Origin of the sequence: Amycolatopsis decaplanina DSM 44594, assembly GCF_000342005.1 — a bacterium.
Lineage (GTDB): Bacteria > Actinomycetota > Actinomycetes > Mycobacteriales > Pseudonocardiaceae > Amycolatopsis > Amycolatopsis decaplanina.
On sequence record NZ_AOHO01000061.1, the window covers coordinates 25,137 to 37,481 of the forward strand.

10 protein-coding genes are annotated in these 12,345 nt (G+C 69.2%); 6 read left to right on the forward strand and 4 right to left on the reverse strand.

What is annotated here, in order from left to right:
- Window positions 1-216 precede the first annotated feature (216 nt).
- Window positions 217-1,416, reverse strand: a complete 1,200-nt coding sequence (locus H074_RS21275) for an MFS transporter (protein WP_007032124.1) — start codon at window positions 1,414-1,416, stop codon at window positions 217-219.
- 53 nt (window positions 1,417-1,469) lie between these two features.
- Here H074_RS21275 and H074_RS21280 point away from each other — a divergent pair, with 53 nt between their 5' ends.
- Window positions 1,470-2,213 (forward strand): AraC family transcriptional regulator, encoded by a 744-nt coding sequence (locus tag H074_RS21280; RefSeq protein ID WP_007032125.1) that lies wholly within the window; start codon window positions 1,470-1,472, stop codon window positions 2,211-2,213.
- A 54-nt stretch (window positions 2,214-2,267) separates the two neighbouring features.
- Here H074_RS21280 and H074_RS21285 read toward each other — a convergent pair whose 3' ends face one another.
- Window positions 2,268-3,422: a thioester domain-containing protein gene (locus H074_RS21285; protein WP_007032126.1), complete on the reverse strand. Its 1,155-nt coding sequence runs from the start codon at window positions 3,420-3,422 to the stop codon at window positions 2,268-2,270.
- A 327-nt stretch (window positions 3,423-3,749) separates the two neighbouring features.
- On the opposite strand from H074_RS21285, the gene H074_RS21290 reads away from it, so the two are divergent.
- Window positions 3,750-4,934, forward strand: a complete 1,185-nt coding sequence (locus tag H074_RS21290) for a PQQ-dependent sugar dehydrogenase (protein ID WP_007032127.1) — start codon at window positions 3,750-3,752, stop codon at window positions 4,932-4,934.
- Window positions 4,935-4,974: 40 nt separating this feature from the next.
- On the opposite strand, the gene H074_RS21295 is transcribed toward H074_RS21290, so the two are convergent.
- Window positions 4,975-6,126, reverse strand: coding sequence for a sensor histidine kinase (locus H074_RS21295; RefSeq protein ID WP_007032128.1), 1,152 nt, complete (start codon window positions 6,124-6,126; stop codon window positions 4,975-4,977).
- 119 nt (window positions 6,127-6,245) lie between these two features.
- Between H074_RS21295 and H074_RS21300 the strand changes: the two genes are divergently transcribed.
- The 3 genes from H074_RS21300 to H074_RS21310 all read left to right on the forward strand — a co-directional run bounded on the left by H074_RS21300 (window position 6,246) and on the right by H074_RS21310 (window position 8,825).
- Complete coding sequence (locus H074_RS21300; RefSeq protein ID WP_007032129.1) at window positions 6,246-6,785, forward strand: hypothetical protein; 540 nt, start codon at window positions 6,246-6,248, stop codon at window positions 6,783-6,785.
- On the forward strand, window positions 6,782-7,462 hold the full coding sequence (locus H074_RS21305; RefSeq protein WP_007032130.1) for a response regulator: 681 nt from the start codon (window positions 6,782-6,784) through the stop codon (window positions 7,460-7,462). The genes H074_RS21300 and H074_RS21305 overlap by 4 nt, the downstream gene beginning before the upstream one ends.
- A 73-nt stretch (window positions 7,463-7,535) precedes the next feature.
- Window positions 7,536-8,825 carry an SON protein gene (locus H074_RS21310; RefSeq protein WP_235096836.1) on the forward strand — a complete coding sequence of 430 codons (1,290 nt, stop codon included), beginning with the start codon at window positions 7,536-7,538 and terminating at the stop codon, window positions 8,823-8,825.
- 229 nt (window positions 8,826-9,054) lie between these two features.
- On the opposite strand, the gene argG is transcribed toward H074_RS21310, so the two are convergent.
- Window positions 9,055-10,503: an argininosuccinate synthase gene (argG, locus tag H074_RS21315; RefSeq protein ID WP_007032132.1), complete on the reverse strand. Its 1,449-nt coding sequence runs from the start codon at window positions 10,501-10,503 to the stop codon at window positions 9,055-9,057.
- Window positions 10,504-10,745: 242 nt separating this feature from the next.
- Here argG and H074_RS21320 point away from each other — a divergent pair, with 242 nt between their 5' ends.
- The gene (locus H074_RS21320; protein WP_007032133.1) at window positions 10,746-12,308 is read left to right on the forward strand and encodes a molybdopterin-dependent oxidoreductase; all 1,563 of its coding nucleotides are present in this window, start codon (window positions 10,746-10,748) and stop codon (window positions 12,306-12,308) included.
- Window positions 12,309-12,345: the final 37 nt, after the last annotated feature.

Genomic DNA, 12,345 nt, shown 5'->3' on the forward strand with positions numbered 1-12,345 from the left:
TGGCGCGAGTGCCGTCCCAGGTCGTCCATGCGGTGTCCCCCCGTTTGGTCTCCGGTAATTCAGTGTCTCCCAATAATGCGGTTGCGTAGGCTGAATTGTGGGGAAATTATCACACGAACAGACGAATGTGTGCACGTGCGTACGCACGGGCGTTTTCGCGCGTGCTGCCAGGGAAGTGGTGCGGGTCCACAATGGACTGCTGATTTCCCTGTCGTGTCATCGGATTCTGTTGTCGGTGAGTTTCATGCCATCGGGCGCATTCTGCGCTTCCGTGGCCTTCGGCGCGTCCGGTTCCCGCAATGAGCGGGTCGCGAGCCAGCATAAAGCGGGTAGCGCGATCAGTGGCAGCAGCCCCGTTTGAAGGGAGGTGTGGTCGGCGATCGTTCCGATGACGGGACTCGCGAGACCGCCGATGCTGACCGTCAGGCCGAGGGTGACTCCGCCCGCGGTGCCGACGCGAGTGGGGAGGTAGTCCTGGGCGAGCGTGATCTGCAGGGAGAACGGGATGTACAGGCCCACCGCGGCCAGCAGGACGAACGGGAAGAGCGCCGGGCCCGGCGCGAACACGACTCCCGCGACCGCGCCGATGGTGGCCAGGTACGACCAGCGCACCACGGTGACGCGCTCCCGGCGCCCGGCCAGCCTGCTGCCGAGCAGCGTGCCCGCGGCGCCGCCGAGGTAGAGCAGGAACAGCGCGGCACTGCCCGTCGTCGTGCCGCCTCCGATCCGTTGCTGGGCGTAGAGCGAGACGAACGTGCTCAGCCCGACGAAGACGATCGAGCGGAAGACGACGGCCGCCGACAGCTTCGCGAACGACCTCCAGTCATCGACATCGGCGACGCCCGACGACGAGGCGCCGGTGTGGGCGCTCCTGGCGAGGGCGCGCAGCACGGGCAGGCAGAGCACGGAACCGGCCAGCGCGGGTACGACGAGCAGCGGTGACATCCGGAGTCCGCCGAGTGCCATGACCGCGGTGACGAGTACGGGGGCGGCGGCGAACCCGATGTTGCCGCCGAGGGAGAACCAGCCCATCGCCGTATGCCTGCCACCACCGGCGATCCTCGCGACCCGTGCGGCCTCGGGATGGTAGGCGGCCACGCCGATTCCGGACACGGCGACGAAGGTGAGCGTCAGCGCGTAGGAGTCGACCAGGCCGCCGAGGGCGATGCCGAGTCCGCCGAGGAGCGTGGCGGACGGCAGCAGCCACGGCATCGCCCAGCGGTCGGTCAGCGCGCCGAACAATGGCTGCGCCACCGACGACAGCAGCGAAGCGGCGAGAACGATGCCCGACACCGCCGCGTATCCGTAGGCGCGCTCGGCGGCGAAGAACGGCACCAGCGCGGCGACCGAACCCTGATACACGTCCACGCACGCGTGCCCCGCCGACAGCAGGATGATCGCTCTGTTCCTTGACACCCCGCCATGCTCGTCGCGGCCACGGTGTCGCGCTTCCGATAAAATGACAAACGATGACGGAAATCCGCCACTTGCCCGCGGCGCCGACACAGGTCCGGTCCCTGGCTTCCGGCACGACCATCGACGCGCACCGCCACGACGATCACCAGGTCGTCTACGCGGCGCATGGCGTACTGGCCATCACCACTGACAGGGGCTCGTGGGTCGCGCCCGCCACGAGGGCCATCTGGGTGCCCGCCGGGACCGTGCACGCCCATCAGGCGCACGGCGATCTCGAACTCCGGCTCGTCGGCCTGCCGCCCACCGTGAACCCGTTGCGGCTGAACGAACCGAGCGTGCTGGCCGTCGGCCCCCTCCTGCGCGAACTCATCCGCTCCTACACCGATCCGCCGCACGACGACACCCCGGAACGCCGGCGGCTGCGCGCGGTCCTGCTCGATCAGCTTCGCGCCTCACCGCAGCAACCCCTGCACCTGCCGACGCCGGACGACCCGCGGCTGCGCGCGGTGTGCGAGATCCTCAGCGCCGATCCGGCCGACAATCGGACGCTGGCCGCGCTCGGTGCCCGGGTCGGAGCAAGTGATCGCACCCTGACCCGGCTCTTCAAAGCCGATCTCGGCATGACGTTCCCGCAATGGCGCACGCAGCTGCGGCTCTACCGAGCTTTGGTCCTCTTGGCCGAGAACACTCCGGTGACCGCGGTGGCGCATGCCTGCGGCTGGTCTTCCACCAGCGCGTTCATCGACGTCTTCCGCCGCGCCTTCGGGCACACGCCGGGCTCGCACTACGACCGGTGAACGCGAAAGCGGGGCCGGTCCACAAAGGACCGGCCCCGCTTCTTCGTTCGCTTCTTACGCCTCGCTACGGCGACGGCGCACCAGCAGTACCATCAGCACACCCGCGCCGAGGAGCGCGCCGCCGATCACCAGCGGCATGGTCGCGGAGGCACCGGTGTTGGCCAGCTCGTTGCCGCCACCCGATTCGGCGCCACCCGGGGTGCTGGGGGCCGGGGTGTCGGTGGCGGGCGCGCCACCCTGCTTCCAGGTCGCGGTCGCGTTCGCGACGACCGAGGTCTTCTCGGACTCCGCCACGATCAGGGACTGGGCGGGCACCTTGGCGTAGTTCTCGCCCACGAACAGGCGACCGGTGTCGAGGTGGCCGCTGACCTTCAGCGAGAACGAGCCGTTGCCGTCCTTGGCGTCCTTGGGGACGTCGACGTAGACCTTGGTGCCGTCCTTGATGTCGGCGGCCTTGATCTCCTTGCCGTCGGCGTCGGTGACCTTGACGCCCTCGGGCAGCTTGCTGGTCAGCTCGGTGATGTCACCGGTGGTGGCCACGCTGAACGGGCCGATCTTGGTGCCGGTCGCGCCCGAGGCCTTGGCCGGGCCGATGTCGAGGGTCGGCTTCGGCTGCTCCCCGATGCCGACGTTCTGCTTGCCGGTGAGGTAGTCGTAGACGGCCAGCACGTCGGCGGACTCTTCGGCGCTCTCGTAAGGCAGCGGCTTCTTGCGGTCGAGGTCCTTGCCGTCACTGAAGTGCCAGACGGCGGCCTGCGTCGCGGTGACGGCCTCCTCGACGGACAGGCCGTCGGTCAGCTTGACGTCCTTGCCGAGCGCGCTCTCGATCGCCTTCGCGGTGACCGCCGGGTAGCCGTGGTGCAGGACCCAGTTGATCTTCCCGTTGTTCTTGTTGAACGGCGAAGCGGCGTCCGGGTACTTGTTCCACGGACGTTCGATCATGTCCTGATCGGTGCGCATGTCGACCTCGACCTGCACGCAGTACATCTTGAGCTTGCTGCCGTCGGAGAGCTTCAGCCCGAACAGCTTCGTGACGTAGTGCTGCCCGCCCTCGAAGTTGACGCTGAAACCCTCGGTGCCGGAACCTTCGACGACCCGGCCCCGCGCCGCGCCGTCGTCGGCGAGGGCGGCCGGAGCGGCCATCGTCAGCGCGACGGCCGCGGTGGCGACCGCGATCCCGCCGCGAACCAGAACTGACCTGCCGTGCATGTGTCTCCCATCCGAATACGGACCACGAATGCCAGTTGCCGCATGCGACCACAGGCCCCGACCGCAACGGCTCGCCCGGATGGGGGGTAATTAATCCCATCGAGCGAGAGCGGAGCATACAGAGGCCACACGTGTGGCTACTCCGGGGTGTAGCTCATGTCCGAATTGCCCTGAAAGAAGAGTGAACGGCACGAAAACGATCTTGGGCGAGTAGGTGACCGGCTTGGCCGGAAAGAAACCGACAAAGAGCTCGCGTATGGAGGTACCGCCGCTCCTCCGGCCGCTGTTGAATTGGACCAGACCATTCACTGGCGATTGGAGTCCCTCATGACGCGACGGCACCTCCGCCGGGGGTTGTCCCTGGTGGCCGGGCTCGCCTTGGCTGGGGCGCTGCTCCCGGCCGCGAGCAGCGCGGATCCCCTGGAAGCGCGGGGTGTTCCGCTCGGCGAGCTGACCGCCACGGCGACCAAGGTGGCGTCCGGGCTGGTCAACCCGACCGCGATCACGGCGCTGAACGACGGGAGCGGCCGGATCCTCATCGTGGAGAAGAGAGGCGTCGTCCGGGCCTACCATCCCAGGACCGGGCTCGCCGCCAAGCCGGTTCTGGACATCAGCGACAAAGTGAACGGCGCGGACGTCGAACGAGGGCTGCTCGGGCTGGCGATCGCGAAAGACAGGCGGGCCTACGTCGCGTACACCCGCAAGTCCGACAGCGCGGTGACGCTGTCCCGGGTCCGGCTGGACACCGGTGAGCTCACCGAGCTGATCACCCAGCCGCATTCCGAGTTCCCCAACCACAACGGCGGCCAGCTGGCGTTCGGCCCGGACGGGTACCTGTACTGGGGGATCGGAGACGGTGGCGGCGGGGGCGATCCGCTGGCCAGCGGGCAGCGGCTCGACACGCTGCTGGGCAAGATCCTGCGCATCGACGTCAACCGCGCGTGTCGTCCGCTGCGGTACTGCGTCCCGGCGGGCAACCCGTTCGCCGGCGTCGCGGGCGCGCGTCCGGAGATCTGGTCGTACGGGCTCCGCAATCCGTGGCGGTTCTCCTTCGACCCGGCCGACGGCTCGTTGTGGATCGGCGACGTCGGCCAGGGCCGTTTCGAGGAGGTCGACCACCTCGCCAGGGGCAAGGGCGGCGCGAACTTCGGCTGGTCCTGCAAGGAAGGGCCGGTCGTGTTCGACGAGACGCGGTGCGAGGAGGGCGTGACCTACACCGAGCCGGTCTTCCACTACATCTCCGGCGCGGAGGGCTGCGCGGTGATCGGCGGGCACGTCTACCGCGGCAAGAAGTACGCCTCGCTCGCGGGCGGGACCTACCTCGCGACCGACTTCTGCCAGGGAACGGCCTGGGCCGTCCGCAAGAAGACCGACGGCACCTACGAAAGCGCCCGGATCGGCGAGTTCCCGCTCGACGCCACCACGTTCGGCACCGACCAGAACGGCGAGCTGTACCTGGCCGACGAACAGCCCGGCGGACTGCACCGGATCTCGTTCGCGCGCAAGGGCTGACACCGCTTCCCGGCCGCGTCCGCCCGGCGCGGCCGGGGGCTCAGCCCGTCCGGGGCAGCCGGACCTCGACCGTCCAGCCGCCGTCCGCGGCCGGGCCCGCCCGCGCCGACCCGCCCAGCGCGGTGGCCCGTTCCCGCATCCCGACCAGCCCCATCCCGCCGCCGGTGTCGGGCGCCGGACGGTGTTCGGCGTGACCGTTCGTGACGACGAGCGTCACCGTTTCCGGGGAGAACACGAGCTTCACCGCGCGCTCGGTGCCGGGCGCGTACTTGGCCGCGTTCGTCAGCGCTTCCTGCGCCGCGCGGACGAGGGTGTGTGAGACGCCGCCGCCTAGCGGGACGGCGGAGCCGTCGACCTCGAACGTCACCGCTTCCGCCGCGCACAACGCGGCCAGGGTCTCTTCCAGCGGCACGGCGTCCTCGCGCAGTTCGTGCACCGCCTGCCGCATCCGCCCGATACCGTCCACCGCCAGCGATCGCGCGCGGCGCACGGCGTCGGAGGCTTCCGCGTTCCTGCCTTTCGTGCCGAGGGCGTCGGCCATGTCGAGTTGCAGGGCGATCCCGGTGAGCGAATGGCCGAGGACGTCGTGCAGTTCCCGGGCGATCCGCGTCCGCTCCAGCAGCGCGGCCTCCCGTGATTCGGAAGCGGCGGCACGCCGGGCTTCGACAGCGGCGCGTTCGGCGTTGAAGAGCGCGTCCCGCCGGTCGCGGCGCGCGATGCCGAGGAGGACCGGCAGGCCCACCGAAAGCGCGAGCCACCACGGCCATTCGTCCGCGGCCGGGGTCACCGCGCCGACCACCGCGACCGTCACGGCACAACAGACGGCGTCGAGGACGGCGACCGCGATCGCCTGGGCACGGGAAGCGAGTTTTATCCCGGCGACCGCGGCGGCGAGGTAGGCGAACATCGGCGCGAAGGTCTGTGGCGCCAGGGGGAGGAGCACGGCCGCGGAGACCGCGTATCCGCTCGCGAGCAGGAGCCGCGCCCGGGACGGAACCCGGTCCCACGGCAGGAACGAGACCACGGCGAAGAGCGCGACGAGGACGAAGAGCGCCGCCGTCACCGGCCGGACGTGGACGTTCTGGGTGAAGATCCCGGCCCCGGTCACGACGATGGCCGCCGTGATCAGGGTAGGCCGGATCAGCCTGTCGGCGATCCGTTCGCGGCGGAGCACCGTCGCGCTTCCGGTCATCGGCGCTCCTGAGGGTGGAGAGGGTTCTCCACCCGAAGATACGGCCGTCGCCGCACGACGGCCCGCGCTCGCCGCCTTAGCGTCGAAGTGTCTTCGAAAACCGGCCCGAGGGGGAAACCGTGAGCACTCCTGTCGAAATCGTCCTGATCGTCGCCGCGGTCGGATACGTCCTCATCCGGCGGCTGGCCGGCGACGTGGCCGAAGCCAAGCGGATGCTCCTGCTGCCCGCGATCCTCACCGTGATCGGGCTGTCCGATGTGGACGAGAGCCTGAAGACCGCGACCTCGGTGGCGTTCCTGGTGGGCACGCTCGCGGTGAGCGTCCTGTTCGGTGTCCTGCGCGGCGCGAGCATCCGGCTCTACCAGCAGGACGGCGTCGCGCACATGCGGTACACGTGGCTCACGATCGCGTTGTGGGTGCTGAACGTGGGCGCCAAGGTCGGGGCGAACCTGCTGCTGGGCCTGATCACCGGGATCGCCTCCGGGGGCAACGGTGTCATGCTGACCATCGGCGTCGGGATCCTCGCCGAGGGTGTCGTGGTGCTCGCCAGGGCGGTGCGCACGGACGGCCGTATCGTCTGGAAGAAGGGTGAGGACGGCAAGGCGCACACCACGTCGCCGTTCCTCGACGATCTGCAGGCCAGGATGACCCGCCGATGACCGATGGAGGTGCCGAGGTGGCCGTGTCGCTCGTCGTCGCCGACGATCAGGCGTCCGTGCGGGAAGCCCTCGCGGTGATGCTCGACATCGCCGACGGCATCACCGTCGTCGCGACGGCCACCAACGGTGCGGAGGCCGTCGCCGCGGTCTCCCGGCACACGCCGGACGTCGTGCTGATGGATCTGCACATGCCGGTCTTGAACGGCGTCGAGGCGACCGGCCGGATCAAAGCCGCGAAGCCCGAGGTCCAGGTCGTGGTGCTGACCAGTCTCGACGACGACGAGTCGATCCTCGCCGCGCTCGAAGCCGGCGCGAGCGGTTACCTGACCAAGGAGGCCGACCGCGCGAAGATCGAGCAGGCCGTGCGCACCGCCGCCGACGGCCAGGTCGTGCTCGCCCCGGAGGTCCAGCGGCGGCTCCTCACTCTCGCGTCGCGCCGTGCCCGTGCGGCCGACGAGCGCGAGGAGTTCGGGTTCACCTCGCGGGAAAAGGAGATCCTCGGGCTGATCGGCGAAGGCCTCCGGAATCCGGAGATCGCCGCGCGGCTGGTGATCAGCGAGGCCACCGTCAAGACCCACATCAACAACCTGTTCGCGAAGGCGGGCTTCCATTCCCGCGCCGAGGCCGTCCGGTACGCGCTGAGCACCCCGGCTCCCGCGCCCTACCGGTTCACCTGATCGCGTTTCATCAAGTTTTCATCATCCCTCCATAGCGTGAGGTCGTCTGGTGGATTCAGTGATGGAGGGCGACGTGGAGCAAGCATTCCCACCCGGAGGCGCGCAGTGGCCGCCGCCGCAGGGCTGGGTCCCGCAACCGGTACCGGTGCCGCCCGCCCGGAAATCCCGGTGGCTGCTGTTCGGCGGTATCGCCGGGCTGGTTCTGATGCTCCTCGCCGGTCTGACGACCTGGCTGCTGTGGCCGTCGAAAGCGGGCCGCGAACCCTTCGAACAGGCGCTGGCCGGGCTTTCCTCGGCGCCCGCTGTCCGGAACAGCACTTCCGCGGTCGGCGGGATGATCAAGACGGACGTCAAGACCACCGCGTACGGCGAGACGTCCGGCACGATGTCCTTCCAGGGCAAGAAGATCGAGATCCTGGTCGTCGGCGGCAAGGTCTACCTCAAGGCGCCCGACGGCATGCTGCCCGGGGCACGAGGAGACTCGTCCGCGACCGAGGACCTCAAGGACCGCTGGATCACCGGCGAGGACGCGCTGTTCGGCCCGGTCCTGCGGCAGTTCGAGTCCCCGGAGAAGCTCGCCACCCGGCTGCGCGAGGCGCTGGAGCGGGCGGACGAGATCCCCGGGGACCAGAACGAGACCGTCCGGGACGTCCCGGCGCTCAGAGCGAGTACACCGGCCGGCGACCTGTACGTCTCGAAGGAGACGCCGCACCGGCTTCTCCGCTACTCCGTGAAGATGCCCGGCGGGATGCCGTCCGTTCCCCGGATCCCGACGATGCCCGATGCCCAGTCGCGGCCGCAGATGCCTTCGGGTGCAGGCCTGGGTGAGTCCGATGTGGACGCTTTGTCGCCCGAGGACGCTGACGCCGTCTACGAAGACCTGATGTCGAACGCCCGAAAGCTGACCGGTGCGGTGGACACCGGTGTGCGGTTCGACCTGGACGGCGCGGCCACGGTCGCGTGCAGCGCCTCAGGGTGCACGGTGACCGCGAACGTCTCCAACTCCGCCTCGGCGAACAGCGGCGGGAAGGTCAGCGGCCAGGTCAACGCCACGATGACCGCGAACGTGACCATCGGCGGCCGACCGGCGGGCAGTTGCCGGAACACGGCGACCCTGCCGTTGAACGGCTCGGCCTCGATCAGCTGCGTCAACAGCGGGGCCGGGAGTGTCTTCTCGTCCGTCGAAGCGGAGAAGAAGGCGGACGCCGAAGCACAGTCGCGAGCCTCGGGCGGAGTGCCGGTCCAGTACCGGATCGAGAGCATCGCGTCGGTTTCCGTGCTGGCCGAAGCGATCGGGCAGGTCGAAATCACGCGTCTGGTCGACGAACTGGCGGAGCGGCGGTCGAAGGTCGGCGGCAAGTGACGCCGGTTCACCGGGGGAGCGGCCCCGAGACGTCGAAATAGCCGCCGTCCGATCGCTGTGTAACCAGCGGCGTCCCGGCTGCCGAGGTGGACGGTGTGGCCGTCGGCGATGAGGCGGCCGGCGGTTTCCCGGCCGAGGCCCTTGCCGGCCCCGGAGCTCATGGAGAACAGCGCCGGGCGAACGGCTTCGATGCCGCGCGCCCGGCGCTTTCGCGTCCCGTTCTTTCGGGTCAGTCGGTACCGGATTCGATCGCGGCGTGGTCGAGCAGTTCGTCCTCGCCGGAGGCCTTGCCGCGGGAGGCGATCGCCTGCGCGCCGCCCGCGTCCATCGCCCCGATCAGCCCGGTCGACGCGGCCTGCGCGGCGCCGATCAGCGTCGGGTGCCCGCCGCCGACCATGCCGAGCCCGGCGTATTGCTCGAGCTTGGCGCGCGAGTCGGCGATGTCGAGGTTCCGCATGGTGAGCTGGCCGATCCGGTCCACCGGGCCGAACGCCGAGTCCTCGGTGCGCTCCATGGACAGCTTGTCCGGGTGGTAGCTGAAGAACGGGCCGGTGGTGTCGAGGATCGAGTAGTCCTCGCCGCGCCGCAGCCGCAGGGTGACCTCGCCGGTGACGGCCGCGCCGACCCACCGCTGCAGCGACTCGCGCAGCATCATCGCCTGCGGGTCCAGCCAGCGGCCCTCGTACATGAGCCTGCCGAGACGGCGGCCTTCGTTGTGGTAGCTGGCGAGGGTGTCCTCGTTGTGGATCGCGTTGACGAGCCGCTCGTACGCCGCGTGCAGCAACGCCATGCCCGGCGCCTCGTAGATACCGCGGCTCTTGGCCTCGATGATCCGGTTCTCGATCTGGTCGGACATGCCGAGCCCGTGCCGCCCGCCGATGGCGTTGGCCTCCAGGACCAGGTCGACCGCGGTGGCGAAATCCTTGCCGTTGATCGTCACCGGGCGGCCCTGTTCGAAGCCGATCGTGACGTCCTCCGGCGCGATCTCGACCTCGGGATCCCAGAACCGGACGCCCATGATCGGGTTCACGATCTCGATGCCGGTGTCGAGGTGCTCCAGCGACTTGGCCTCGTGCGTCGCGCCCCAGATGTTCGCGTCCGTGGAGTAGGCCTTCTCGGTGCTGTCGCGGTACGGCAGGCCGTGGGCCTGCAGCCACTCGGACATCTCCTTGCGGCCGCCGAGCTCGCTGACGAACGCGGCGTCCAGCCACGGCTTGTAGATCCGCAGGGACGGGTTCGCGAGCAGGCCGTAACGGTAGAACCGCTCGATGTCGTTGCCCTTGAAGGTGGATCCGTCGCCCCAGATCTGGACGTCGTCCTCGAGCATCGCGCGCACCAGCAGCGTGCCGGTGACCGCGCGGCCGAGCGGCGTGGTGTTGAAGTAGGTGCGGCCGCCGTTGCGGATGTGGAAGGCGCCGCAGGCCAGCGCCGCGAGCCCTTCCTCGACCAGCGCGGCCTTGCAGTCGACGGCCCGCGCGATCTCGGCGCCGTAGGCCTTCGCCCGGCCCGGGACCGACGCGATGTCGGGTTCGTCGTACTGGCCGATGTCAGCGGTGTAGGTGCACGGCACTGCACCCTTCTCGCGCATCCACGCGACCGCTACCGAGGTGTCGAGGCCGCCGGAGAAGGCGATCCCGACGCGTTCGCCGACAGGCAGAGAGGTGAGTACCTTGGACATGATGGAAGTATATGCATAGGAGTGTATGACCATGCAAGCAGGGGTGTGCAGGACAACTTGGGTGGGTGGCGCGACCTAGGTGTGACTCGCGTGCTCAGAGGCGGAACTCGCGTGCTTGAAGGCGGAACTCGAGTGTGCGGTCTCCAAGCACGCGAGTTCCGTCCTTGAGTACGCGAGTCACGTAAAGGGGGCCGTGTCCTTTTTTGACCCGTCCGTCGAGCCGGTCGCCTCGAATACCCGGTATGAAGACTTCGCGAGCCGATCGGGAACCACGTCTCCCCTTCTTCGGGGCGGCGCTGATCGGTGTCGTGGCCCTCGCCGCGGCACTGGCGGCCGGGCATCTGGTGGCCGGGTTCATCAGCGCCAACGCCTCGCCGTACCTCGCGGTCGGCAACGGGGCGATCGATCTGACGCCGGTGGAGCTGAAGGATTTCGCGGTCCGCACGTTCGGTGTCTACGACAAGCTCGTGCTGCTCGGCGGGATGGCCGTGGTGATGGTGCTCGCCGCCGCCGTGGCGGGGATCGTCTCGCGCCGGTCACCCGTTCCAGGGATCGTGCTGATCGCCGCCTTCGGTTTGCTGGGCGGACTCGCCGTGTCGCAGCGTCCTGACCTCTCGCCGGTCGCGCTGCTCGCGCCGCTGGCCAGCCTGATCGCCGGGGTCGGCGTCTTCTTCTGGTTGCATAGCCTGGCCTCGGCCAGGTCCCAGGCCGACGAGGAGACTTCCGACACCGCACCGTCGCGCCGGTCGGTCTTGCTGGCGGGGGCGGGTGCCGTCGTGGCCGCGGGCGCGGCGGGGGCCGGAGGACAGCTGCTCGCCGGCACCCGGGACGCGGAGTCTTCCCGGACGGCGATCGGGCGGCTCGTCCCCGCCCAGCCGGCGCCGCCGATCCCGGCCGACGCGGATTTCGCCAAACTGGGCACGCCGACGTTCCTCACCTCGAACCGCGACTTCTACCGTGTCGACACCGCGCTGTCGGTGCCGCAGGTCCGGGCCGAGGATTGGAGCCTCCGGCTGCACGGCATGGTGCGCAACGAGAAACGGTTCAGCTACGACGACATCCGCAACCGGCCGCTGATCGAGCGCACGATCACCATGACGTGCGTGTCCAACGAGGTCGGCGGGACCTATGTGTCCACGGCGAACTTCATCGGCGTGGACCTCGGGGAGCTGCTGCGGGAGGCCGAAGTTCTGCCCGGTGCCGAGCAGATCTTCTCCACCAGCGTCGACGGCTGGACGGCCGGCAGCCCGGTCGTGGCCGCGCTCGACCCGGAGCGGGGCGCGATGCTGGCGATCGGGATGAACGGGGAACCACTGCCGGTCGAACACGGTTTCCCCGCTCGAATGGTCATCCCCGGTCTCTACGGCTATGTTTCGGCGACGAAATGGGTCGAAGACCTGGAGATCACCACGTGGAAAGCGCGTCGCGCGTACTGGCTCGACCGAGGCTGGGGCGAACAGGCCCCGATCAAAACGCAGTCCAGGATCGACAGTCCGAAAGGATTCGAAACGGTACCCGCCGGCAAGGTCCGGATCTCGGGTGTCGCGTGGGCACAGCACACCGGTGTCGAGCGGGTCGAAGTCCGGCTGGGCGCGAACGGAAGCTGGCAGCCCGCAACGCTTTCCCGCGAGGTGGGTCTCAACACCTGGCGGATGTGGTGGACCGAATTCGACGTCCCGGCGGGCAGCCACCAGGTCACCGTCCGGGCGGTCGACAAATCCGGTTACACCCAGACCGACGCCCGCGCCGGAACCGTCCCGGACGGGGCGACCGGCTGGCACGTCATCAGTTTCACCACACGGTGATCGGCGTCACTCGGACGAGTGGCAATCCGATTTCACA